The organism is Ekhidna sp. (assembly GCF_965212185.1).
Classification (GTDB): Bacteria; Bacteroidota; Bacteroidia; order Cytophagales; family Cyclobacteriaceae; genus Ekhidna.
Genome location: NZ_OZ243102.1, coordinates 1,873,592 through 1,899,397 on the forward strand (window position 1 = coordinate 1,873,592; position 25,806 = coordinate 1,899,397).

23 protein-coding genes are annotated in these 25,806 nt (G+C 37.6%); 5 read left to right on the top strand and 18 right to left on the bottom strand.

The window, feature by feature from the left end; all coding sequences use genetic code 11:
• Positions 1-6 precede the first annotated feature (6 nt).
• The 4 genes from gyrA to ACOMC3_RS08160 form a co-directional block, all read right to left on the bottom strand.
• The gene (gene gyrA, locus ACOMC3_RS08145) at positions 7-2,544 is read right to left on the bottom strand and encodes a DNA gyrase subunit A (RefSeq protein WP_420319042.1); all 2,538 of its coding nucleotides are present in this window, start codon (positions 2,542-2,544) and stop codon (positions 7-9) included.
• Positions 2,545-2,656: 112 nt separating this feature from the next.
• A complete protein-coding gene (locus ACOMC3_RS08150) occupies positions 2,657-3,742 on the bottom strand; it encodes a hypothetical protein (protein ID WP_420319043.1) in 1,086 nt (361 codons plus the stop codon).
• A gap of 20 nt (positions 3,743-3,762) precedes the next feature.
• Complete coding sequence (locus ACOMC3_RS08155; RefSeq protein ID WP_420319044.1) at positions 3,763-4,719, bottom strand: FKBP-type peptidyl-prolyl cis-trans isomerase; 957 nt, start codon at positions 4,717-4,719, stop codon at positions 3,763-3,765.
• A 31-nt stretch (positions 4,720-4,750) separates the two neighbouring features.
• Positions 4,751-5,362, bottom strand: a complete 612-nt coding sequence (locus ACOMC3_RS08160) for a hypothetical protein (protein WP_420319045.1) — start codon at positions 5,360-5,362, stop codon at positions 4,751-4,753.
• A 105-nt stretch (positions 5,363-5,467) separates the two neighbouring features.
• Here ACOMC3_RS08160 and ACOMC3_RS08165 point away from each other — a divergent pair, with 105 nt between their 5' ends.
• Positions 5,468-5,761: a thiamine-binding protein gene (locus ACOMC3_RS08165; protein ID WP_420319046.1), complete on the top strand. Its 294-nt coding sequence runs from the start codon at positions 5,468-5,470 to the stop codon at positions 5,759-5,761.
• Here ACOMC3_RS08165 and ACOMC3_RS08170 read toward each other — a convergent pair.
• The 8 genes from ACOMC3_RS08170 to mnmA all read right to left on the bottom strand — a co-directional run bounded on the left by ACOMC3_RS08170 (position 5,758) and on the right by mnmA (position 15,705).
• Positions 5,758-7,149 carry a COG3014 family protein gene (locus ACOMC3_RS08170; RefSeq protein WP_420319047.1) on the bottom strand — a complete coding sequence of 464 codons (1,392 nt, stop codon included), beginning with the start codon at positions 7,147-7,149 and terminating at the stop codon, positions 5,758-5,760. The genes ACOMC3_RS08165 and ACOMC3_RS08170 overlap by 4 nt on opposite strands.
• A 67-nt stretch (positions 7,150-7,216) precedes the next feature.
• Complete coding sequence (locus ACOMC3_RS08175; protein WP_420319048.1) at positions 7,217-7,801, bottom strand: penicillin-binding protein activator LpoB; 585 nt, start codon at positions 7,799-7,801, stop codon at positions 7,217-7,219.
• 42 nt (positions 7,802-7,843) lie between these two features.
• A complete protein-coding gene (locus tag ACOMC3_RS08180; RefSeq protein WP_420319049.1) occupies positions 7,844-10,213 on the bottom strand; it encodes a TonB-dependent receptor in 2,370 nt (789 codons plus the stop codon).
• Positions 10,214-10,217: 4 nt separating this feature from the next.
• The gene (gene rpe / locus ACOMC3_RS08185) at positions 10,218-10,871 is read right to left on the bottom strand and encodes a ribulose-phosphate 3-epimerase (protein ID WP_420319050.1); all 654 of its coding nucleotides are present in this window, start codon (positions 10,869-10,871) and stop codon (positions 10,218-10,220) included.
• A 5-nt stretch (positions 10,872-10,876) separates the two neighbouring features.
• Entirely contained in the window at positions 10,877-12,097 is a 1,221-nt protein-coding gene (locus ACOMC3_RS08190) for a TlpA family protein disulfide reductase (RefSeq protein ID WP_420319051.1), read from the bottom strand.
• A 110-nt stretch (positions 12,098-12,207) separates the two neighbouring features.
• A complete protein-coding gene (locus ACOMC3_RS08195) occupies positions 12,208-13,857 on the bottom strand; it encodes a S8 family serine peptidase (protein WP_420319052.1) in 1,650 nt (549 codons plus the stop codon).
• A complete protein-coding gene (locus ACOMC3_RS08200; protein ID WP_420319053.1) occupies positions 13,847-14,593 on the bottom strand; it encodes a hypothetical protein in 747 nt (248 codons plus the stop codon). Before ACOMC3_RS08200 ends, ACOMC3_RS08195 begins: the two co-directional genes overlap by 11 nt.
• The gene (gene mnmA, locus ACOMC3_RS08205; protein ID WP_420319054.1) at positions 14,590-15,705 is read right to left on the bottom strand and encodes a tRNA 2-thiouridine(34) synthase MnmA; all 1,116 of its coding nucleotides are present in this window, start codon (positions 15,703-15,705) and stop codon (positions 14,590-14,592) included. Before mnmA ends, ACOMC3_RS08200 begins: the two co-directional genes overlap by 4 nt.
• A gap of 92 nt (positions 15,706-15,797) precedes the next feature.
• Here mnmA and ACOMC3_RS08210 point away from each other — a divergent pair, with 92 nt between their 5' ends.
• Entirely contained in the window at positions 15,798-16,310 is a 513-nt protein-coding gene (locus tag ACOMC3_RS08210; RefSeq protein ID WP_420319055.1) for a hypothetical protein, read from the top strand.
• Here ACOMC3_RS08210 and arsM read toward each other — a convergent pair.
• The 4 genes from arsM to ACOMC3_RS08230 form a co-directional block, all read right to left on the bottom strand.
• Positions 16,307-17,278: an arsenosugar biosynthesis arsenite methyltransferase ArsM gene (gene arsM, locus ACOMC3_RS08215; RefSeq protein WP_420319056.1), complete on the bottom strand. Its 972-nt coding sequence runs from the start codon at positions 17,276-17,278 to the stop codon at positions 16,307-16,309. The genes ACOMC3_RS08210 and arsM overlap by 4 nt on opposite strands.
• 152 nt (positions 17,279-17,430) lie before the next feature.
• The gene (locus ACOMC3_RS08220; protein ID WP_420319057.1) at positions 17,431-19,833 is read right to left on the bottom strand and encodes an alpha-amylase family glycosyl hydrolase; all 2,403 of its coding nucleotides are present in this window, start codon (positions 19,831-19,833) and stop codon (positions 17,431-17,433) included.
• Between the two features lie 69 nt (positions 19,834-19,902).
• Complete coding sequence (locus tag ACOMC3_RS08225) at positions 19,903-20,145, bottom strand: DUF6952 family protein (RefSeq protein WP_420319058.1); 243 nt, start codon at positions 20,143-20,145, stop codon at positions 19,903-19,905.
• Entirely contained in the window at positions 20,142-20,456 is a 315-nt protein-coding gene (locus ACOMC3_RS08230; protein ID WP_420319059.1) for a thioredoxin family protein, read from the bottom strand. The genes ACOMC3_RS08225 and ACOMC3_RS08230 overlap by 4 nt, the downstream gene beginning before the upstream one ends.
• An 86-nt stretch (positions 20,457-20,542) precedes the next feature.
• Between ACOMC3_RS08230 and ACOMC3_RS08235 the strand changes: the two genes are divergently transcribed.
• Together ACOMC3_RS08235 and ACOMC3_RS08240 are read left to right on the top strand one after the other, a co-directional pair.
• Positions 20,543-21,148 carry a hypothetical protein gene (locus tag ACOMC3_RS08235; protein ID WP_420319060.1) on the top strand — a complete coding sequence of 202 codons (606 nt, stop codon included), beginning with the start codon at positions 20,543-20,545 and terminating at the stop codon, positions 21,146-21,148.
• A gap of 21 nt (positions 21,149-21,169) precedes the next feature.
• On the top strand, positions 21,170-21,949 hold the full coding sequence (locus ACOMC3_RS08240) for a hypothetical protein (protein WP_420319061.1): 780 nt from the start codon (positions 21,170-21,172) through the stop codon (positions 21,947-21,949).
• Here ACOMC3_RS08240 and ACOMC3_RS08245 read toward each other — a convergent pair.
• On the bottom strand, positions 21,946-23,721 hold the full coding sequence (locus ACOMC3_RS08245) for an ATP-binding protein (protein ID WP_420319062.1): 1,776 nt from the start codon (positions 23,719-23,721) through the stop codon (positions 21,946-21,948). The genes ACOMC3_RS08240 and ACOMC3_RS08245 overlap by 4 nt on opposite strands.
• A gap of 177 nt (positions 23,722-23,898) precedes the next feature.
• Here ACOMC3_RS08245 and ACOMC3_RS08250 point away from each other — a divergent pair, with 177 nt between their 5' ends.
• Complete coding sequence (locus ACOMC3_RS08250) at positions 23,899-24,348, top strand: VOC family protein (protein ID WP_420319063.1); 450 nt, start codon at positions 23,899-23,901, stop codon at positions 24,346-24,348.
• 25 nt (positions 24,349-24,373) lie between these two features.
• Here the strand turns inward: ACOMC3_RS08250 and ACOMC3_RS08255 are convergent, their stop codons facing one another.
• The gene (locus tag ACOMC3_RS08255; protein WP_420319064.1) at positions 24,374-25,798 is read right to left on the bottom strand and encodes a sensor histidine kinase; all 1,425 of its coding nucleotides are present in this window, start codon (positions 25,796-25,798) and stop codon (positions 24,374-24,376) included.
• Between the last annotated feature and the right edge of the window lie 8 nt (positions 25,799-25,806).

Genomic DNA, 25,806 nt, shown 5'->3' on the forward strand with positions numbered 1-25,806 from the left:
CTTTGTTTATTCGTTATCCTTTTGGTTTTCATTTTCATTCGAGGTTTCAGGATCTACACCTTCTTCCTCATCACTTCCTATATTGGAAATCTTTTCTACTGCCGAAATTTCATCGTCATCATTCAATTTAATTAATCGGACACCTTGAGTAGCTCTTCCCATTACCCTAAGATTGTCTACAGACATACGAATAGCAATTCCTGATTTATTAATAATCATTAATTCATCTCCGTCTATGACACCTTTGATGGCAACTAACTCGCCAGTTTTATCAGTAACATTTAATGTTTTTACTCCTTTACCGCCTCTTTTGGTAATTCGGTAATCTTCTAGATCAGATCTTTTGCCGTATCCTTTTTCAGATACTACTAATAGATTTGGTGGGTTCTTGTAGTCTACACAAACCATACCAACTATAAATTCTTTTTCCGAAATGTTCATTCCTCGAACACCGGAAGCGTTTCTACCCATAGATCTAACGTCAGATTCATGGAAGTTAATCGCTCTTCCAGAATTACAGGCAATGACAATGTGATTATCTCCATCGGTTAGAGCTACATTAAGAAGCTTGTCGTTTTCTCGAATGGTAATTGCATTGATACCATTTCTTCTCGGTCTACTATAAGCTTCAAGAGATGTTTTCTTAATTACACCCCTTTTAGTACACATTATCAGGAAATTATTGTTAATGTAATCCGGATCCTCTAATGTTCTAACATTAATGACTGAGCGGACCTTATCTTCTGACTCAATATTTACAAGGTTTTGTATTGGTCTACCTTTAGATGTTTTACTGCCCTCAGGAAGCTCCCATACTTTAATCCAGAATACTTTACCAAACTCTGTGAAAATGAGTAAATAGTTGTGTGCGGAGGCAATAAAGAGATGTTCTGTAAAATCATCGTCCTTTGATTTTGCAGCACGACTTCCTATCCCACCTCTACCTTGTGTTCGATACTCTACGAGCGGAGTTCGTTTGATGTAACCTTGATGAGAAATGGTTATTACCATGTCCTCATCAGGAATCATGTCTTCTGCGGTAAACTCGTCTGCACTATGTTCAATATCAGATCTTCTCTCATCTCCGTAGCGCTCCTTCATTTCCAGCAACTCATCTTTGATGATTTGCATCCTACGTTCTTCATTCCCCAAAATGTCTTTCAACTCCTTAATTAGGGCTTGAATTTCTTCATACTCTTTCTGGATTTTATCTCTTTCAAGACCTGTTAGACGCTGTAATCTCATGTCCAGAATTGCCTTCGCCTGAATTTCAGACAATTCGAACTTTTCAATCAATCCAATTCTTGCCTCATCCGGATCTTTAGAAGATCTAATCAGATTAATAACCTCATCCAGATTATCAAGCGCAATCAGATAACCTTCAAGTATGTGAGCTCTTCGTTCAGCTTCGTCCAGTTCATACTGCGTTCTTCTTACAACCACTTCATGTCTGTGATCAACAAAATGAACGATTAAGTCCTTGAGGTTTAATGTTTTAGGTCTACCCTTTACAAGTGCTACATTATTAACACTAAAGGATGATTGTAAAGCTGTTTGTTTGTAAAGGTTATTTAAAACAATGTTAGGAATAGCATCCTTTTTGAGGTCGTACACTACTCGCATACCAGCTTTATCAGATTCATCTCTGATGTCAGCGATCCCTTCAATTTTCTTATCATTAATCAATGCGGCAGTCTTTTCGATCATATTTGCCTTATTGACCTGATATGGAATTTCGGTTACAATGATTTGCTCTCTACCGGTACTTGTGGTATCAAAATCAGCCTTAGCTCTTAGGACAACTCTTCCTCGTCCAGTTTCAAAAGCAGCACGAACTCCCTGATAGCCGTAGATTGTCGCTCCTGTTGGAAAATCTGGAGCAGTTACAAACTGCATCAGCTCCTCTATTGTAATATCGTTATTGTCAATGTATGCGACCGTTCCATCCACAACTTCCGAAAGGTTGTGAGGGGCCATGTTGGTGGCCATTCCTACTGCTATACCACTGGCTCCATTTACGAGAAGGTTAGGAAACTTTGCTGGTAATACACTTGGCTCTTCTGTACTGTCGTCATAGTTCGGAACATAGTCTACTGTATTCTTGCGAATATCCCCTAACAGTTCCTCTGAAATTCTTCTTAAACGAGCCTCCGTATATCGCATTGCTGCAGGAGAATCTCCATCCACTGAACCAAAGTTTCCCTGACCATCCACAAGTGGATATCTCATAGACCAATCCTGGGCCATACGAACCATGGTGTCATATACAGCAGTGTCACCATGGGGGTGATACTTACCCAAGACATCCCCTACTATTCTGGCACACTTCTTATAAGATTTGTTATAGTTAACACCTAGTTCATCCATCCCGTAAAGAATTCTTCTGTGAACCGGTTTTAACCCGTCTCTTACGTCCGGAAGTGCCCTTGAAATGATAACGCTCATCGAATAATCGATGTATGCGCCACGCATTTCTTCTTCAATATTTATTGGGATTATATTCTCCTGAGATGAGGGTAGGTTATCAATATCTCCGTCTGCCATTTATGCTTATTTGGGTTATCCAAAAATCAACCCGCAATTTAGTCAAAATCCATCTGAAAACATCGGTTTTATCCAAAGAGAATTGACATTAAAAATGCCGAAAAAAAATCCTTTAATAAGGATTTATCTTACGCCTGTTCTTTCGCTTATACCTCCATAGTCTTCGATGATTTTCACCTACTTTAGGATTTTGTCTTTTATGAATGGGCTGGCCTCTAACTTCCATCCGTTGACCCGTAACAGGATTTGTATAAACATGCTTCAATTGGACGTGATCACTATTCATCGGAGATCGGGGAATATCCGGAATATTTATGCTAATACCCGCTTGAATTGCAAACGTCGGATATTTGTGTTTTACAGATGAGCCATCAGGTATTGTGAGTGAGTATGATTTAAATTCAACACTTGGTCTGATGATCACTCTGAAATATTCAGACCAGTTATTTTCTATGCTTATACCTAAATTGGTATACATACCTCTGGATATTGCTCCACTATTGAATTGTTTTCCTGCTCTGATTCTACCAACCTGCAGTTCGGCAACAAAATCATAACTCCAGAAGCTATGGAATTTATAACCAACCATTCCATAGAGACGAGAATATCTTGTCCGAACAGTATTAGGCTGATACGATCTAACCTGATCAGTATAAGCTGTTGGGTCAAGTGGTCGCAAGAAATGAATTTCATAAGAATAGCCAGCACCTACCCGTATCTCATCGAATTCATAATGAACTGATAAATTTATAGGTATGCCTCTGGAGGATCCCTGAAATCCAAAATCAGTAGTGTCAGTATCAACTAAGAAGGTCTGATCACCTAACAATGGATTATTTACTGGATTTTCAAGATAACCAAATGGGACATCAAAAGGATTTTCTAATGAAGTATTGAATCCCAACTGCGGATCGTTCAGCCAATCTGTATATCCGGAGAAAGAGCTGCCCAAATTTTCAATACCGTTTGAGAATATGAATTGACTTTGTGCATCCTGGTAGAAATAGACACCCTCAAGTTGATGAGAGTAATTGGTGAACGCCATTCCACTAGTTACCGTAATGCTAATTTTATTAAGCATTACCTTGATTGGATCTCTATAAATATCGTACTTCTGATATATATCCTGAGAAAGAACCTGAACACTTATCAGGCCTAGAATTAAGCAAATTCCATATCGTTTAAAAGCAGCGAGCAAATCATCTCAAAATTAATGCATTAATCAACACGGGTTATTTCAAAAAGAAGAACCCTATATGGTGGCACACTTGCAACGTAATCTGGGATAATTTCGTCTACAATTAAATCATCAGTAATAGAAGCAGGAACTATCAGCGCACTTTCTCTATAGCCGTGATCGGAAGGTATCATGATCAAAGCTTGCTCGTTTGTTTGCATTAAGGACACACCAAACTCAAACGCACCCAGTAGCTCTCTAGGGGTGTCAGACCCATAAATCCATTGAAACCCTGATCCACTATCAAATCCAGAATCATCTAAAAACCTTCCGGTATAATCGACTATTATGGTGTCTGAAAGCATGGGTACCGAGCCAGTCCCAATTCTTCTTCTTTTATAAACGATACCTGTTGGATATTCTTCAGTAGAATCGGTAGGATTTATGGCCAAGCTGTCTAAAAAGTTCGTTGCGATATATTGACGAATATCTACTCTATCTTGAGCGAAGATATTTGCCTCTGTATTTACATCGACCAACTCAACCTGTAAGTGAACAATGGTATTTGGACTAATTGCTCCAGACGTTAGTTCTTGATAAGCTTGAGCGGGAGGTAAAATGAAATTGAATACTTCACCCGCCCTCATCAATCCTACCGCAAAATCAACACCCACAGGATAAACAGCAGAGGCTCCTACTTTGAAAGTTAGTGAATCCCCATCTGATCGCTGGTGAGAGGCAATTACGTTTCCATCCAGGTCCGATAATGTATAGTAGATGGAAGCGACAGAGCCCGCTGATGCAGCTGTGCCAGAAGTGTTAGTTAAATCCGAATAATAGTATATTCCTGTATTGTCGTCTCTCGTAGCACTAATTCCAGCCGAGTCTAACCAAACCTGCACTTCCTGATCGATACTAGTAACGGGGCTATCATCTCCACCACAAGAAGATATGATTAACCCAACGATAAGTATGATTATGAATGGGTATTTATTCATTAACACCAACAACGAAATATCTAGTTATAGATTATTGGAACGTTTTACAAAACATCTGGAAAACTGGAATCTTATCAAGCTCAAGCTTCTCACCAATTAATATCATACGTTGAAACTCTTCCTTCCCTACTTTATGATTTTGATTGATGATGTCCTCATCATTTTCCAAGAAGAAACTAGCAATAAATCTTATTAATAAATAGGGTGAGTGTAAAACCGCCTCTCTGTATTCATTATAATCGATATCAGCATTCTTATCTATGGGTTTCAAAGACAATTCGTCTAGTGGACAAGTAATTTTAATGGTGTCTTTTAAAACATCAAGAAATTTATCCGACCAGTTGTAGTAATTCTTAATCAAAAATTTCATCGCGTAAACAACTGGATCTTTCTTCATGAAGTAGCCACCTTTGGAAAGTTTTCGTGCTTTTTTGTTTAAAGCCATCTCCTCGAATAAGCTGATTTTACCATCTGCCATGGCAATGCCTATCGTTGGCGTCATTACTATTAGAGAGAAAAAATCTTCATCACTAATTTCTAAATATGGTGCTTCGGTCTTAAGAAAATCCTTTTTAAGAGTTTTTGTAGCCTCTTTAACTTCAGGATATTCTATCATTGACTCTATCTCGTATTCGGTGAACATGCGATGGATTGGTTAATATTATGAAACCTCAAAATAAAGCCTTTTAACTAAATAGGGAATACTCAGGGTATAATTCAAAGAATTATTTTAGCTGAAAGTATAGATATGACAGACAAAGAAATTCAACTAGCAATTCAGGTAGTGCCATTAGATCTTGATGAACAGGTTTATAAAAAAATTGATTTAGCCATTGATATAATACAGCGTTCTGGTGTGAAATACATGATTACTCCTATGGAAACGGTCATGCAAGGCCCTTATGAAAAACTGCAGGAAGTGGTCAGAGAAGCACAACAAGCACTTATTGATGGAGGTTGCAAGGAGTTTTTAGTGAATATAAAGATGCATATTCGTACGAATGATGATGTTACAATGGAAGAAAAAAGGCTTGATCGCTAAAATGCAATTTTACTCTCTAGAGATTGGTAGGTTTGAAACTGTGTTTCTCCTTTTTCACCAATGAATTTAAATGATTGTTGACTTTCCCCTCTGGTACCTTCAGTGTGCAGGTTAACGATGTTTTCACCCTCATTTAAAGGAACTCTCGTGTAGTGTATTGAATGTGGAATCGTCTGCCAATTTCGCGTATCTGCTTGCTCAGAGGCAAAATTGATTACACCAACCAGGAATCCAAGGGTTTCATCCTCCTTCCGAACTTGTTTCTCAACGGTCTTTTTCAGTGCTACTCTTAATAAACCTTTTCCTAGCTCTTCCAACATTCGTTCATTTAATGTTTTGATGGCAATAGCGTTGATGTCTTCGGCTTTTTCAAGGGGGTAAAAATAGTTTTCTATTTCCAGGCTAGCATATTCAAAGAAAGGCTCTCTCTCAGCATATTTTGGGAATGCAATCCTCGTGCCTGTTAAATCTGTCAAGCTTGCATTGTCATCTTGTCCAACATTGTAATAAAATGGGAAGCTCAATCCTAGTTCATCATTTACAAATATTACTTGTCCTCCGGAACCTTTCATTGCGACAAAATTCAATGACCACTCTTCTTTTACAGGTGCTAAGCCATTATGCCAGAAAAATACCAACTCCCCTCCTTCTGAGGGTTGTAATGGTTTATAGTCCATATGTAAGCTATCGCTGTAAAAATCTAATTCTTCGGAAAATCCAGCCAAAGAAGCCGCCCTCAATAGATCTTTCTTAAGCTGCTCCGGAGCATTCAGACCAAACATCTTGCTAAAAGAACCCTGATAAATTTCAATTGCATTTCTGTAAGCAATGAATGCATTATTATAATCACCCGCGGCATCATATATGATACCCATCAAATTATGGATAAATGCATCCTCCTTGTATTTGCTCTCTGAGATGTATTTATCACCTAATTCGTAAAGGCGTTGATTTAGCCGTCTGCACTCAACCAAAGCTGACTCATAATCCTTCATTTTTAAGAAGTTTAATGCTTTGTAGTATAGTAGCATCAAATGTTCATGATCCTCTCCCGGATAAACGATAAGGTTGGGGTTTAAAAAATAGGACGCTGCGAAATTGACATAGTTTTTTTGATAATCTTCACCAAATAAATAGGCCTTTTCGAGCCAGTCATTGCTTTCTTCATAGTTTCCTAAAAGGTGTTCTACTACCCCTTGATTGGCATAATATAGAAATCGTGTTTTACTACGTGCAGCTTTTTTGTTCTGATTCAGAATGTTTGCTGCTCCTTCAATATTGCCCGCCTCGAAACTTTTATTGAATTCGTAGTTCAGCTGGTAAAAAGATGCGCAACCTGATAAAGCAATCAGTACTAAGATTGCTAAAGTAGTCTTTCGTGATACCATTTATTTTCGTGGTGATGTGGTCAATAAAAGCTGCATGAGGGTGGTCATACAGCTTTTATATAGGCTATTAGTTTTTAATATATTTCTTGATTTCTTTATCTCCAAGCCATACTTTTTCATTTGTTTCGATATCTACCAATTCTAGGTTGACCTTGTAATTGACAACCTTTTCCTTTTTATAACTATCTGTTACAGCTGTAATAACTCCGAACATCATGAAGTCTGCACCCAGCTCTTTGCCCCATTTTGCTTGTGTCTCAGGTGATGCAAATTCCCCTTGCTCAGCACGTTCTTCACGCAGCTTCTCTCTGAATTCCGAATTAGATACCACTCTAACAAATCCGGAATTGATAAATTCTCTTTCAATATCCTTTATGAATGGTTCGGATTCTATATGTTCCGCACTTTTGTTTTGTACATAGCCAACAATTACGACAGGTTTTCGATTATTTTCAATTCTAAAGTCATTGTGCCATGGCCTTCCTGTTACATCCTGAATCATTTCTTCTGCAACTAACTTCGAGTCAGTGTCATTCCATCTGCCACTTAAATCGACCTGTTGATCTGGATTAATTCTGGTTACTTGTCTATTGCATGAGGAAAGCAATATCATTGCGAAAACCACCATGGATAATTGAGTAAGTTTTTTCATTTGTTCTGTATTATGGTATTACAAAGATAGGTGAACCTTCACCTAAAAATCAGCTGATATTTTAAAATTCAAAAACCTTGCCGATAATGAATTGGGTATGGCTAACTGTGCTCCAGTAATGTCTTGTATCCACGAGTACGATAACGTGTTGTCAGCTCCAAGAACATTGAGCATTTCAGCCCTTAACCATAAGGTTTTCAGGTATTTATGATTTCTTAATTCAAATGACTTTGACAATCCAATATCCACTCTATAGTACTCATCACCTGAAAAAATATTTCTTGCATTTATTTCATTTGGAGGTCCTAAAGGATATCCCGAACCAAAAACTGAATTTACATAAACACGCATGGTTGGATCATTTGGCAGGTGATCTTCGAAATAGAATGCAAGATTTATTCGCTGATCTGTGGGCCTGCGTATATAACCTTTTTCATCCTCTGCAATGTCTTCACTTGTTTTAAGAATACCGAGACTAAACCAGGATTGTGTACCTGGAATAAACTCTCCATTAATTCTAAAATCAAATCCATAAGCGAATGCATCTGCATCATTGTTAGCAAAATATCGAAGGCGAACGTTATCAATGTCATATGGAATGACATTAGACATGCTTTTGTAATAAACTTCTGTGGTAAATAGAAATGGTCTTTGCCACCATGAAAACACTCGTTCCATTGCACCTATTATGTGTAATGACTGCTGAGCCTTAATGTCAGATTGAATGTTGCCTTCCAGGTCTCTTAGCTCACGATAAAATGGAGGCTGACTATATTTTCCAATAGAAAATCTAAATGAGGTTTCATTTTCCCATCTTGGTTTGATTCGATAAATGAACCGAGGACTGAACAATGTTTCATTCGTATAGTCCATGTGGTTTATCCTAAAACCTAAATTTATCGCATGAAGTGAATCTTTTGTGAAAAAGGTGGATTGAGCATATCCGGTGATAACGTTAGTAGAAAGATTTAGGTTATTGAATGTACTTCCATTGAGATTTATAAATCCAGCAGAATCCAAAAATGAATATTCATTTAACTCATCATCAATCTTATTGTGATTTAAACCAAGGCCAGCTTCAATAATTGACCAGTCTGAAAGTAGGTATTCATTGCGCCACTCGGCGTTGTAGATTGTGGCTTCCAGTCTATTTCTACCGTATTCAAAATTCCTCCCTATGCCCCTGACAACCACGCAATCATTAAAACTATTAGATCCTGGATTGTTGTCGACATCACAAATACGATATGACCCTTCCACGTTATAGTTTTCTCGCTCAGATGTATACACCCCGGAAATGATCCATCTACTCAAGAATTTATCAGACCATCTGTGAGATAGATTTATACCGCTTTGATAGGTGTCATAATCCAATTGTTCTCTTCCTTCAAAAGCAGTTTCTATTCTGAGGTTTTGAGAAACAGAACCAAATTCAGTGGTTTGTGAAACAGGAAGTGTTAAGTACCTATTTCTTCCATAAGCTAATAACCAATTCAGTTTCGTGCGGTTAATCTGCGTGCTCCTTTTACCAGAAAGGTCAAATGTGAAAAATGCCTGAGCATCAGTGTATGATGGAAGGTATTGGCCGTCAGTCTCCAATGTATTCAATAAGTATCTTGAATCTCTGTGCCTGGCTCCAAACAGGTAATGAACGTTTTCACTAATCCTATTTCCTATATAAGCAGATCCACCCAGTAAGCCAAAGCTTAGTTGTCCCTCCATGTCTTCAGGCTCCTTATAGTCGATATTCAAAGACGATGAGAGCTTATCACCATATTTGGCCTCCCACCCTCCGGCATAAAAATTAATATCACCAACTAAATCCGGATTAATGAAACTAAGACCTTCCTGACGGCCTGCATTGGCTAAGAAGGGTCGATAAACGGGGATATCATTTACGTATACAAGGTTTTCATCAAAGTTTCCACCTCGTACACTATATGCGGATGATAGCTCATTATTACCAGCCACACCAGGTAAGGTTAAAAGTACTTTATTGAAATCCCCAAAAGCGGAAGGTAAGTTTCTAGCTGATTTTGGATCTATTCTGGCTGCAGGATCAATTGCATCTCTTTCTCTTTCTCCTTCAATTTGAACATCATCCAGTTGGGTTGTGCCTGGTCTTAAGGTCACTTTAAAATCATCTACACCTGTTGGTATATTGTTCAGTTCATAGGTTCCGTATTGGACATGAGAGAAAATGAGGTCATAGACACCTTCGTCAATCTCAATACGAAACTGACCATTGATATCAGAAACTGAGCCTCTTGTTCTATCTGATTTAATAATGATGTTAACAGCAGGTATTGCTTCACCTTTTTCATCAACGATTTTTCCACTGATTAAACCCTTCTGCTGAGCAAATAGAGAAAATGAGAATAATAGTAAGTAACAACTAACCAGCAGTCTCACTGGACTATGCTTTTTTAAGATTAGCGATGGTTTGAACCGGATCATCAGACTTAAAAACGAAACTTCCTGCCACTAGCATATCCGCTCCTGCATTAAAAAGTTTGCCTGCGTTCTTATCATTAACTCCTCCATCAATTTCAATGATTATCTCCGGGTTTACTTCATCGACCATTTTTTTAAGTTTTTGAACCTTATCATAAGTGGTCTCAATGAATTTTTGGCCTCCGAACCCCGGATTTACAGACATTAAAAGGACAAGGTCAACATGGGGTAAAATTTCTTCCAGAGCACTTACTGGCCTATGTGGATTAATAACCACACCTGCTTTTGCACCTAGGTTTCTTATTTCGGTTACTGTTCGGTGAAGGTGCCTACAAGCTTCCTCATGAACAGTGATGATTTCAGCCCCAGCTTTCATGCAATCCTCTAAATATGGATCTGCGTGCTCAATCATTAGATGAAAATCCATTGGTTTTTTCGCATGCTTATGTATGGCCTTACATACAGGAAAGCCAAACGAGATGTTCGGTACAAATACACCATCCATGATATCTATGTGGATGTAGTCTGCCTCTGAGTTGTTTAGCATTTCTACCTCTTGCTGCACGTTAGCAAAATCTGCTGCAAGAAACGAGGGAGCGATTAGTTTTTGGGACATGATGATTAATTCAGGTGTTGTTTAATTAGAGGGAAAGGGTCTGCAAGGGATTTGCCAAGAACAATTCCATCGGGACTGATTAAATAATAAAGCGGTATTGCTCTTTTATTAAAATAGGCTTCTATTTCATCATCTTGCATTGAGGCTAATGCAAAATCAAGCGTGTTTTCCAATCCACTTTTATCAATGAATTTTCTAACACGGTCCTCATCAATTTCTGTAGTAACACAAATAATTTCTAACCTTCCATCTAGGCTATTTTTAAGATCAGGCAATTTCTTCATTGACTTAATACAAGGGCCGCACCAAGTAGCCCAAAAATCTATCAACAAATATTTTCCCTCATAATCACTGAAGCTCAATGATTCACCCTTGTTATTTACTAACTGAAAATTCTTGAGTTTCTGCCCTATCAGATCAGATCTTTGATCTTCTAAAAAACTTAAGCAATATGCTTTTAATGAAGAGTCTTTACAGTTTTCAGTGAGATCTTCAAAACTTGCGATTACAGACTCCTGTCTTGCCCATTTCATACCTATTGCACTTGAAAGCAAACATGCCTGTAATGCTTGACTGATCTTTTTTGACTCAATTTCTTTTGTTTCACGCTCGACAAAAGATGTATAAGAAATCTTATTAAGCTCTTTGGATATATATTTTATTCTTGTTGGCATACCATATGCCAATTCAACGGCTTTAATACCTGAAAAATTAAGAACTAAATATTGTTGAAAAAGCGATTCCAGGGTTGGTGTCTCTGAACTACTATTTAGAATAAAATTTCGTAATTCAAAAGCAAAAAATGTACTTGATGCAAGTTCATTCTGAATTTCGGTTTGCTCAAATTGTTCTACCAAAAAGGCTCCCGCTTCATCGTAATATTTTTTTGATAACCTGCCATTTGGCTTGCGATGCTTTTCTTTAATAGCTCTAACATCTAATTCGACTTGGTGCACTTGCTGCGTAACTTCATTTGATATGTGATAGTTGATCATCTCTATCCTACCAGCATTTCCAAAGTAGTCTGGTTTTTCTAAAAGCACATAGTTTAGTGTAAGTGACAAGGTATCACCAGGGGCTATTATGGTGCGATACTTGCTATTATCAACTTTAATGAGAATTTGAGCTTGATTAGACAATTCAACATCAAAATAAAAATCGCCATTTTCATTAAGCAATAAAGACCCTATTTGAACGGAATTATCATTGAATGGATTTTCTTCCAAGAGAAGATCAAGCGTACCTGTGAAATTGGTGATATTCCCTTTGATGACGGTGTTGCATTGAGCTACATAGGCAAGCAAGTAAATACACAGGCCTAAAATGTATTTGTACATTAGAAATTGATGAGTTTGACGATCTTCTGATTATTTCCTATTTGCAAGAATAAGAAATAAACTCCTTGTTGACTACTGTCGATCCTCAATTCCATATTTTCCTTAATGTCTCTTTTCTTGAATTCCTGATTAAATACCAAGCTTCCTTTTGGATCTAATACCTTGATGGTCATACCTTTTGCAAATTTCCCCTCTGTTAGAAGATATAAAGTATCTCCAATAAATGGGTTTGGGTAAATCGTCACTTTATCATCAAGGATATCTGTAATGTTTAAGGCTATTTCTCCTTTAACAGCATAGCCGTAGTTTGGCACACCCCAACCTTTTAAGGAATCCGGGTTCTGGTTTTGATGAGCAGAATTTTTAATTGCTGCAATGACCTCAGTACTCGTCCAGTCTGGATTTGCTTGCCAGATGCCAGCAGCAAAGCCTGCAATTAATGGAGAAGCAAAGCTGGTTCCGCTCCCTCTTTGGATAGCTCCGGAACTTCTCATGACTGTGGTTGCTCCTCCAAAAGCTGATACTTCTGGCTTTATTCTACCGTCAAGGGTATTTCCGACAGAGCTGAAACTGGAGTAAGAAAAATCGGCATCTACACTACCGACTGTGAGAATACCTTTCCCGTCAGCAGGTGGTGTTATTCGTTTCCAGCTTTTATTCCCTTCATTACCAGCACTTACAGCTACTATTATTCCTTTTTGTGCTGCGATGGTTGCTGCCTTTGATACAACGGTGGTTTCCCCGTCAAAATCACTGAAATCATAATTATGTTCTTCAATATCAAAATTGCGATAACCCAATGATCCATTAATTATATCAGCACCCAAGCTATCTGCATATTCAGCGCCAAGTAGCCAGTTATACTCCTCAACCCGATTCTCTGCTGCATTATCTTCTGTGATACACAGGATGAAATTGGCTTCATATGCAATTCCAAAAAAATCACCTTCAGATGACTCATGTTTAGCACTTATAATAGAAAATACAGATGTTCCATGATCTCCGAACTGATAAACATTGCCAGAATTGGATACAAAATCTTTGGTTGCAATAATTCTATTATTCTCCCATATGTGTTGAAATGGGGAGTATTGATTTACCCCTTTAAAACCATTATCAAGAACTGCAATGAGCATTCCCTGTCCTTTATTGTTGTCAGCATGCATATGGTCAGCACCTACCATCATGAGTTGAATGTCTGAGTCTCCCCCAATTGAAGTTGGAGGATCAAATTCCGTAGGTGTGTCAGGCACGGTTTGGTTGTAGGTCAACCGCGTTCCAGCGGCTATCCAAGCTATACTATCTACAAATGGTAATGAAGCTATATCTTCAAGCAATGTGGTATCTAGATTTACAAGACTTCCATTCAACCATCGTGAATGAAAAAAAACATCAGCGCCAGCATCCTTCAAGCCTTGAACGTACTCAGGGTCTACAGGTAAATCTGATTCCTCGATTTGAATGTTTTGTTTAGCACGTCTCTCAATCGCTTTCTGCGTTAAAAAATCTTCCGGACTAGAAAGGGTATATGGATAGTTATCCCCTGCCTTGTCAGTATAGTAGATAAAGTATCGGTTTATTTGCTCTTGTGATATGGCACTAAATCCAATTACCATCAGAAATAGTGTGGATAACAACTTATTCTTCATATCCAGCTTCAATTAATATTTGCTTTAGTGAACGTCCAGCGATTACCTCACCCAAGTCAGGTCCACAATCACTAGCTGTACATTTTGTTTGAGTTAAATAGTTCTTTTCAATCAATCCTACCCCTTTCACATAAACCTCACTTCTAAGGTCTACACCAGTGACATTTTCTTCAATATCCTCTATTACTAGTCGAATATGGTCTTCAGTGCTTATGGAATCAATCAATGGAATTTCCAGGTTTTGGTAATAATATGTGAGCGTACTTCTACTATTTAAACTATTTCCATCCCATTCTCTGCCTGCAGTTACAGGAAAGGTTAATTTGATATAAGGAATGTTATTTTCTGTGATTGAAAGATAGTTTGTTGTACGCGCTACTGTCCAAACTGAATCGCTTTCCCACTCTGCATTTTCATTCATTCTAATATCTCTTCGAAGCAGGTAAGTGATTTGATCATTAGACTGAATCGAATCAAAAATTGTCTCTTTCAACTGGTATACCGATGTGTCAAATCCAGTAATGTTAAATTGAATTTCTTCAACGTCGTAAATTCTGTACTGTCCAATTTCAATAGGATAGTAATCGTAACCAAGTGCAGATGGACCAATTTCTTTGGTTTCGTTGCAGGAACTTATGAAAGTCAATAGGATTGCTAAAAACATCCCTATAATCCCCTTAAGGGGATAATCCCCCTTTGTAGGTGCCCAGAGGGTTGTATGAATTAATTCTATCAATTTTGTCTGTTTTGATGGAAGCTTGAAGTAATCCATCCGCCTCCTATCACATCATCTCCTTCATAAAACACTGCGGCTTGTCCCGGAGCAATGGCACTAACACCATTACCAAAATAAACCTTCATGGTATCACCAACCTGCTCAATAACGGCAGGATTGCCACTGTCATTGTACCTCACCTTGGTAATCGTATCTTTTCGTTCTCCTTCTATGCTTGCGTACTTCTGCATATTAAGTTGCTTAACATACATTCCATCCCTACTCAGCTCATCGAATGTTCCCAATACAACTCTATTCGTATCTTTCTGAATTTCAGTAACATATACTGGATAACCTAAAGCTATTCCTAAGCCTTTTCGCTGACCAACGGTGTAGAATGGATAACCCTCGTGTTCTCCAACAACTTCACCAGATTCTAAAACGAATTTACCTCCAGCTACCTCTTTTTCCAGTTCAGGAACACGTCTTTTTAGAAAACCTCGATAATCATTATCTGGAACGAAGCATATTTCATACGATTCAGACTTAGAAACGAGCTCATAAAATTCCCTTTCTCGCGCCATATCGTATATCTCTGACTTCTTAAGATGGCCTAAAGGATACTTCGTTCGGCTTAGACTTTCTTGAGAAATACCCCATAGCGCATAGGATTGATCTTTATACCCATCTGCACCTCTTGACACCACAAATCGATCATTCTCCTGCCTGATATTGGCATAATGACCGGTTGCAATGTATTCACAATCAAGTTTGTCTGCTCTTCTGAGAAGTGAATCCCATTTGATATGGGTATTGCACATGACACATGGATTAGGTGTTCTACCTGCAATGTATTCATCGGTAAAGTAATCGATGACAGCATCGCCAAACTCTTCACGTATATCAACTATGAAATGAGGGAAGCCCAAGTTGACCGCAATGTTTCGAGCATCATTGATGGAGTCCAGACTACAGCAGCCTGTTTCTTTATTACTACTTCCCGAAGATTGATAATCCCATGTTTTCATGGTCATCCCTATCACCTCGTACCCTTCTTCATGTAGCATCACTGCAGCTAGTGAGCTATCTATGCCGCCGCTCATAGCGACTAAAATTCGTCCTTTTTTACTCATTGTTTCGTACTTCTGCCGGGTTCACAGCCACGGTTGATACATTGTTGTGCAAAGGTAAATGGAATAGGGATAAATGCGCTATCTTTAATAAGATGAAGGCAAGGATTCATAGAATATTTGTCTGTTTGTTGACCTATTTTGGTTTAATTCTTATCACATCCGGACAAGAATGGGAAGTATCTGCTGGCATAGGATTACCCGAAGTTCCAAATGTAAGCGGAAGATTATATGGTAATGATGTCACCTTAGGAGCCGGGTATGGTTTTGTCCCTGGTAATGATTTAAGGACAATAAACGTAGATTTTGGTGTTTTTTATGGTAAGCCGGCAAAGAATGCCGAAGCAAGAAAAAGTGTCGGAAGACTTGTTTTCACTCATTATCGGGAAGAAACCAATTCTCGAATTTTTAATTATAGCTACCTGGCAGTTAGAGCTGGAAGAAAATATTTCTTTTCTGAACATATAGGCCTTAATCTGGAAGGTGGATTAGCCTTTAAAGTAGGAGAAAATATCATTAACAAAGATGGAAGCAACTCATTTAACTTGATCACAGTATTTGACAATGTCTTTCCTGCAGCTTCACTGAAATTTTTCTATAGATTTTAGCAACATCCACCTCCATCGTAAAAGAACGTACTCTCACTGACATAGATATCCTCATTGTTTAGCCCTTGTAGATTTCCTGCAGTTTTATCACACACAGAAAGCGGTTGATTGTACATCAAAACATGACCCGCATGATCATCAAAATACTCTTTGTCACCTGTATATATCGCTGTTCTACCAGTAAAGACACATGGCCCGTCAGTTGGCATAGGATCTTTAATAGCGCACACTTCTACACTTTCAATGTGGATGGGGCTGACAGTGTCATAATGTTTTGTATCTAAGATTCTATATGGACGTTTCGCACGAATCTCAACAGTCCCAAATCCAACTTCAGTAATCATATCGATGTATTGCTTTAGGGGCAAAGCTCCACTAAGGCATAAGCCTCTTAATTCGGGATCATTTTTAAGGTTTTCAGGCATTGCATCTTCACTAACAGGATCAGAGAGTACCAATCTACCATGCGGCTTCAATACACGGTACATTTCATGAAGTGCCTTCTTTAAATCTTCCTCATGGAAAATATTAAATAAGCAATTTTGGGCAGCAACATCTATTGAAGAATCTTCAACTGGCAAATTCAATGCATCTCCTTTTCGAAGACTTACAAAATCTGACTGAAACCAATTATTTGATTGCTCGGCTTCTTTGAAATTATTCTCACATGCTTCCAGCATTTCATCCACCACATCTACACCTACTACTCCTTCTTTTTGTCGACTGAAGTATGAGAATTGCAGAAGTTCCATCCCTCCTCCTACTCCTACATACAGTATTTTAGGGTTATTGATGAGGTCTCTTGGATGAACAGTGCTGCCACATCCATAATTCATTTGCTGCATGATCTTTGGTATGTCCAAACCCGGGAATGCCCAAATAGGTGTTGTCGTGCAGCATAGTCCCACATCTGGTGTTTCTGCTGCTCTTTTGTATATGTCCTTTGTTGTATCTAAGTATGCTTCCATTTCCTATTTGAGATTTACTAAACCAAACCAATCTTTCTGAATTATTAGAATGATTCATTCAAGGGCTAAAAGTAGCTCATTAAGCATGCGAAAGAATGGCTCATATTGGATTTTTGATGGGAATATTAAATCAATGTCGGCCATTGGTCAAATCAATCGATTTGAAGCTTCAACGTTTTCTCTCCGTCAATAGTAATCAGCTTTAGCAAATATGTCGCTGACCTTAAATCACCCACGTTAATACTGTTAAGAATGAAGTTAGTTTCTGCTTTGATAATCCTACCATTAAGATCTGTAATTTGATAATCAAATGGTGTTTGAATGTCTCCTAAATGGATAAGATCAGATGTTGGATTTGGGTATAAGGATATTTCTTTAAGCGATCCCGCATTTAAAGTCAGTGACCCGGGTCTGAATATTCGAACTTGATTAGCAGAAAGATTTACTTCAAAACTCGAAACATTGGAAACATCAATACGAGCAGAGGCATCCAAATAATCCACCCACGCTATTCCTTCGTCCAGTTGAATCAGATCAGATGTTGAAATAGATTCAGTTACTTCTGCATCTCCATTATTGATCAATATCAATAATTGCTCATTTTCAAATGTTCTAATGAATGCAAAGACTGACTCTTTTTGGACATCTATCTCACCAAAATCTCCCTTTTGTAGTGCTACTTCTTCTTTTCTAAGCTGAATCAATTTTCTATACCAATTGAAAAGTGAATTGGTATCTTGTGATCCTACTTCTACATTGTGCGTAGTGTAATTACTGGAGGGTGAATTCCACGGATTACTTGCTGAAAAGCCTGCATTTGATGAGTTACTCCAAGACATGGGTCTTCTAATATTCTCATCTGGTTTGGTTCCTTTCATGCCTACTTCTTCTCCGTAGTAAACAAATGGTATTCCTGGCAGGGTTAAGTAAGTGGCAGCCATCAACTTCACTTTAGATTCGTCTTCATTTAGTTCATCCATGATCCTATTTTGGTCATGGTTGGTAGCAAAAGATCCGAACTGATAGTAGGGATAACTGTTTATTACCTTACTGATTTGCTCTCTTATGTGAAATGCTTCACCAGTTTTTACGCTATTAAGCATTGCAGAGCCCAGATCAAACTCAAAACAAAAATCTAGACCATTGTTTACAACATAAGGAACCACTTTTTCTGTACTTGTCCAAGCTTCTCCAACTGATAATGCATCTGCCTTAGAGGCTTTTGTTACCGCTACCCATTCCCTCCAAAAATCATGAGTCTCCGGAAGGTCCTCTAGCTCACTCCCATCCTCATAAATGTATTTGACTGCATCCAAACGAAATCCATCTATACCTACGTCTTCTAACCAAAATCTGGTGACATCAAACATTTCATTTTTCAGATCAGGCTCTTCATAATTTAGGTCTGGCATTCCTCCCCAGAATAAGCCATAATAATATGGTCCATTGCCGTGCCACACATTTTGTCCCCATGGGCCAGAATAAGATGGTTTCGAATCATTCCATCGATACCAATTTCTTTTGCTTGAAGATTCAGATGATTGGGCTTCTTTAAACCAGCTGATTTCAGTTGAGCTATGATTGAGAACTAAATCAATGATTACCTTGATGCCTCTATTGTGTGCTTCTTCAAGGAAGTTTTTAAAATCATCCATGGTCCCATAATCTGGATTGATAGATCGATAATCATTCACATCATATCCGTGATAACTTGGAGAATCATGGATGGGCATTAACCAAATTCCTTCGACCCCTAAATCTGAAGTGGTAGAAGGATCTCCATCGTTTAGATAATCGAGTTTTTCAATGATTCCATTGAAATCCCCTACTCCATCTCCATCACTATCATAGAAGCTTCGGACGAATATTTCATAAAATGTTACTTCATTCCACCAGGATAAATCTTCTGTTGTACGCTCTTCTACTTTGATGTAATCCGTTAGTATTAGTTCGTCTTCTGAAAAGCTGTTGGATACTCTTAAAGAAACATCATAAGTTCCTGGAGTTTCATATACTACTGAAACATTACTCTCTGTTGAAGTTGCTGGATTACCCCCTTCGAAAATCCATTCTATGTTTTCGATTATACCATTAGAATTGTCAGTAAATAAAATAGACCCACCAGCATATGTGAAAGTTGAAGATGATTTGATGACAGCTTCCGCAGGACCTGAAGGAGGTACTTCATCGTTGTACCAATATGATAAAATTTCATCCTCGGAACCTACAGTATGCACACGATTATTGCCTGCTCCGGGAAATTCTTCTCTATCATTCCATTCACCATTATAGCGAAATTTGAACTCAAGGTCTTGTCCGATATTAAATCCATGCAGGGTTGTTGACCAAATGCTATCGCCATCTGAATCGGTGAGTTTATTTAATGTTGATCCCCATCCATTAAATGTTCCGGCAATGTCTACAAATTCGTTATCTGGGTCAAAATTTCCTTGTTGAATTTGATAGGACATATTCACTTTAAAAGTGATTGTCACAGTTTGAGCTGATAATGAAAAACAGCATAAAACAAAGAAAAGAATGAAAGGTGTGCGCATCATTCAAAATTAACGAACAGCGCTTCCGTTACCATTCAATCAAATGTATTTCCACGCAAACGATTCCGATTATGAAATCGAATTTCTAACTCTTCCGGTGTATTCTCTTAAAGCAGTTTTGAAGTCAACGTTATTCTCTTCCATTGATTGGATCACCTGGATAGCAGCATAGGCATGCGTTAACTGTTCGCCTTCATCATCTCCAGGAATTTCTATCGCAGGCTTTTGTTCTTCTGCAATGGCTGCTTCAGCCGCTTCCAACTCTTCTTTGGAATACTTTTCAATCAATTGCTTAATTACAGGTATTTTCATAACTCATTTATCATTTCTACAACGGCATCTTCTTTACTGGTTGCAACACCTTTAACTAATTCACCGTTCTTAAAAATGGCAAAATAAGGTAGACTGGTCACACCAGCCATTTTTCTGGCTTCAGGACTTTTTTCAGCATTAACGTCTAGAAAAGTAACTCCATTAAAACGATCATCTTCGGATAGTCTTCTGAATTTTGGAGCAAATAAGCGACAGCTCCCACACCAATCAGCAAAGTATTTGACGACAACTTTTTGGTTTTGATTAATCGAGTTTTTGAAGTCTGTATCTGTTTTTAATTCTACTGCCATGTGAATATTTTTTTCTGCAAAACCGCAAATTAATTTAAATTGTTTCGATTGGTTACGTTTCTTTGTGAAGGAAATTTTTATGATCTATGGCCTTAAGAACCTTTGTTAAGATTAGCAATGTAAGTAACCTTTCAGACGCCAGGTATTGTGCTGGAATGATGGTGGATATTTTGGGTTTTAATATCGATCCCAGTTCAGAATCAAAAGTCAGTGAAAGTGACTTTAATGAAATAACTGAATGGGTGGCTGGGGTTCAATTTGCGGGAGAGTTTTATGATGCTTCAATAGATCAAATAAAGGAAAGTCTGAAGAGCTACCCTGTCGATTATTTGGAGATTGGTAAATTGGATATTGTTGAAAAAGTAGGTCTTCTGGGTAAACCAATACTTTTCAGACTTGAAATAAATGCTAAGTCTGATCTCGAAGGATTTAAATCTAACCTCTCCTACCTTGACGAGCTGGTTAAAATGGTGATTATCACTTCGAATAATCAAAAACTATTTGATGAAATCGATCATGAAATTGGTTACTACAATGGAAATCTGAAACTACTCAAAGGTTATGGTATTTCTGAGGACAAAAGTTTAGGCAATTTTCCTGGTCTTGCATTGGAAGCCACAGAAGAAGAGCGTCCAGGGTATAAAGATTATGGTCAAATAATGGATGTCCTTGAAATGATTGAAGAAGACTGACACTACCGCTATTACTATAACATGAAGAAATCACTTCTAACCTACCTTGTTTTTTCCTCATTCATAATCGCATGCTCCAAAGAGGATGAAGGCACTGTTGCAATTGATGATCCAATCGTCGTTGATGGTACTTTTGTTGATTCCTTCGATGGATCTGGAGATCTGGTAGATTATACAACCAATAATGAAGCTGCACTCCCTAATGTTATTCAAGTAAATGGTAGATACAGAGCTGAATTAACTGAAAACTCACAGAATCAAACATTACACTTCAATGAAGAACAAGGTAGACTTGACGCTAAACGCGTGAGTTTCCCATTTGAATTTATCGCCAGAAACATTGGGATCGGGACTATTGGTGATTCGCAGATAGCGCCATCTCATGAAAGCGAGCAATACAATTTTGCAGGTGTTCAAGTGCATGTATTAGAATTAGATGATCCAAATTCAGCACATGTTGTGGTTGGACATAGAGGCAATACCGGCTTTACAATTGAGGGGAAGAATACATTGAACGGATCTTCTTCTGTCAATGATATAGGTACTAATGCTGTTCCGGATGGACGAGCAGATATTCGAATCAGCGGTAATGAAGATAGAACCATTACAATCTACTGGCAACAACCAAATCTGAATGCCGAGACTGATCATTGGATTTTGTACAATGGGACCGGAGAGTTACCCGGCCAAGCTCCTACTTTTGAATCAGATGTGTATGTAGGTTTAATTACCTATGCATTTTACACAGCAGGTGTTCCATTTGTCGGGACTTGCGATCAAATAGAAATAATAGAAAATTAATTTGCTGCTTTAAGAAAAACATGAAAGGTTGTTCCCTTTCCAAGTTTGGTATCATAACTCACATGTCCTCCCATTAACTCAGTAAATAGCTTAACAATTGATAAACCAAGTCCAATGGACATCTCTCCTTTGGTTGGTCGCGCGCTCAATTGTTGATATTTTTTGAATAATTTCTTCTTGTCTCCTTCCGTTAAGCCAGGACCTTCGTCTGATACGCTAATTCTAATCATGTTTCCTACCTCGGTACATGAAATTTGTACATTAGATTTTTCCTTGCTGTATTTTATCGCATTGGAGACTAGATTATCAATCACCTGAGACAGATAGATTTTATCGGCTTCAACAACAAAGTTCTCAGATTTAGAAATCGAAAGTAGAATTGATTTTTTTTCAGCCTTAGATTTATTTGCCTGAACAACATGAGTAAGCAGTTCATTGACAGCACATGATTCAATTGTTAAATTATGCCGGCCTGTTTCTATAGCATCAACATCTAATATTTTATCTATTAGAGAGCTCATTTTTTTTGAAGATTCCATTATAAAACCAACAAGTTTTTCGCCTTGTGCGCTTAGTTTTTCACTGGATTCAATAATCTGGGATCCATTTAAGATATTGGATAGCGGAGAACGTAAATCATGAGCTAATACCTTTATAAGATTATTTTTCTCCTCGTTTAAGGAACGCAATTGATCATTCGCCTGCTCCACTAACTTTTGCTGTTCTAATAGTCGTTGGTTATTCTGAGATTTTATCCTGTAGAGTGCATAGAGTAGAATTAGAATTACCAGAACGACAATAAGAATTGAAATTAAGGTAATTGTAAGTTTGGCTGAGGCCTGATCATTTTTGGTTGCCTCGAGTAACCGCTCATATTGCGCCTCTTTTTCCCTGTTAGAAATGATAATTTCTTCCAGTGGTCCGAAATCCGCAGATTTTGAGATACGATCAATTATTTCGGATGCATTGGCACCCAGGTATTTGGTGATAATCTTTATTCGATCAACTTCAAATTGAGCACTGTTGAAATAGTCAGCAACCGGCTCTACCCAATCGCTTTGTTTAGGATAAATCATTGCCAAACCTTCTAACTTGACCGGCAGAAAAAACTGTCTTTTAATGTTAGAGTTATTATCTACGGCTACCAGAAAATTCGCTATGTCGACATATCCAAAGCTGTTGTCAAGCTCACTTACTTTCGATATAATATCTCCACTATTTTTTACATACTCAATAGTAAAATCAATTCTGAGTTTTTCTTTTAGCTTATCCAATGATTCAACAAGCGTGGTATTTGTAATTGAAACGGCTGTTTTATTATTAAAAACTTCCTTTAATTCCTCCAGGCTTAGAGCAACGTTTAATTTTTCATTAGAGATTAATACAGCCACATCAGCCATATAAGGTGCTGTGAAGTTTAAGTATTCATTTCTCTTTTCTGTTATTGAAATGGATGATGCTCCAAAAGTTCCTCCTTTACCATTCCTTACCAACTTTATTACCTCTTCGAAACTATTGGTTTCGATCCATTCAAGATCTATTGAAACATTATGTTGCTTTTCCAGGTACTGAACAAAGGACACGGCCAGGTCGTGTTCAATGCCGTCTATGATGTCTCGTGAATTCGCGATGATGACATTATTAGGATACCAATAGAACTTAACGGTACCTTTTCTTTCTTTCAGAATATCCTTCCAAGAATCTCCATTTGCAGAAACTTGAGAAGCTGTCGTGAAAAGAAAGACTAATATTATAAAGTATCTATATAGCATCGAAATATGGATGATATACGATCAAAAATAGGTCTGCGGATTCAAAGAAAGACTATCGGTTGATGTTGTTACACTGAATAAACTACGAAAGGGTCAAATAGTTAGATGAACTTTCGTGATCATATGATTGATTTTGTAAAATGATATCTCATATGATGAAAATTCGTTGAATCTGAAATGAAATCTCTATTTACATCAATATTTGTTTGCTTTTATTTACTTAGCCAAGCACAAGAGTTAAAGCCTTACTTCTCAGCGATAATCGTTGAAGATTTAGAATCATCAGTATCATGGTATTCAGATAATTTAGGTTTTAAGCTTATCAATGAAACTGACCTTTATCAGGATCGAGGTTTCAAACAAGCCAACCTTTCAAATTCCACAACCTCTCTAGAGCTGATACAATTAAAAAATGCCATTAACCCTAATGAATTGATAGAGCCAAAACAAAGACTCAGAGGCTTTTTTAAAATTGGTTATTTTGTTTCTGACTTTGATTCATTGGTAAAATCACTTCAGCAAAGTGAGGTGGAATTTCATGGATCAGTTGTAAAAGATGCTAATGGTAAGAAGATGTTAATCATTAAAGATCCGGATGGGAATAAGATTCAGCTTTTTGAAGAGTAATGATTTTTCAGCATTTCGTTTGAATCTATGAAGCGTGTGGTAGTATAATATTAACACTCGTGCCCTTATTGAGCTCTGACTCAAACTCAAGCTTACCGTTGTGGTTTTTAACTATAGAAGAACAGATAAATAATCCCAGTCCCGTCCCCTTACCAATTTCTTTTGTTGTATAAAATGGATCAAAAAGCCGTTTTAGCTTTTTCTTTGAAACACCTGCTCCTGTGTCATGAATCCTTAGATCGATTGTGTTTGTATTTATTTTACTTGAGATATAAATACTTCCAGTTTTGTCAATTGCATCAATTGCATTTTGGATTAGATTTAAGAAGAGTTGATAAAATTGATATTTATCTCCTTTGATCTTAGGAGCGGCATCATCCAATTCTTGAAATATATTGATTTTACCATCCAATTGATTGTGCAACATTTCTACTGAGTTGCTAATAATTTCGTTTATGTCACAGTCTTGCACATTGTCAAGCACCGTACTGTATTGATTTAGTCCTTCAACAATTTTGGTAGATCTATCTACACCTTCCTTGATGCTCTCCACTAATCTTTCAACATCCTCTTTCTGATTTTCATCTAAGTTTTTATTTAGAAATATTTCAAGTACATCTACACCTCCTTTGATGAAATTAAGTGGATTATTTAATTCATGAGCTAGTCCTGAAGAAAGGCTACTAAGGGCAGCATTCTTTTCAGTCTGTACCAGCTCTTCCTTAGCTTCTTCCAGATTTTGAACGGTTTCTGCAAGTCTCTCCTTTTGTTTTCTTAATTTCTTGTTACTCTTATTTAATTCTTCTGTTCGCTGCTTTACGATATCCTCAAGTTCATCTCTATATTGGGCTAATTCTATTTCATTTTCTTTCAGAATATTATTCCTCATGGAGAGGTCAGAAATCAGCGCCTCATATTCCTTATTGAATTTTATTACAATGTAAACGATGAAATACGCTACAAGCAGAATTAACAACAAATGGATGCTCCAGGCAATAAGCCCCAACTCCTCATAGGGTATAGGTTCTAAAATTCCATCGATGTGAAGAAAAGCGAGTACCAAAACACTTGCAGAGGTGATAAAAACGTAAACGAAAGATCGAGTGGTAGAAAGAGAAATGAAGGCAAAAAATGGAATTAAAATCAGAAGAACTTTATTCGCTGAAAGAACTCCGATTTCAAACATATCCACCATTACGACAGCATAAATACCAATTAAAATAATCGTACTTTTTAATTTGATATCAAGCGATTTTCTATAGTAAGTGACTATGCAAATGGTGATAACTACCAATAAATCTGTCACAAATGAAAGTTCGAAACCATTAGCTGTGAACTGAATTAAGCTAATAAGGTATGTGAAGACTGCAATAATACAACCGACCAAAAGTGTCCTGTTGATTATTTCATCTCTGAATGCTTTAATCCGTTCTTTACTAAGTTCTGGCATAAGAACTA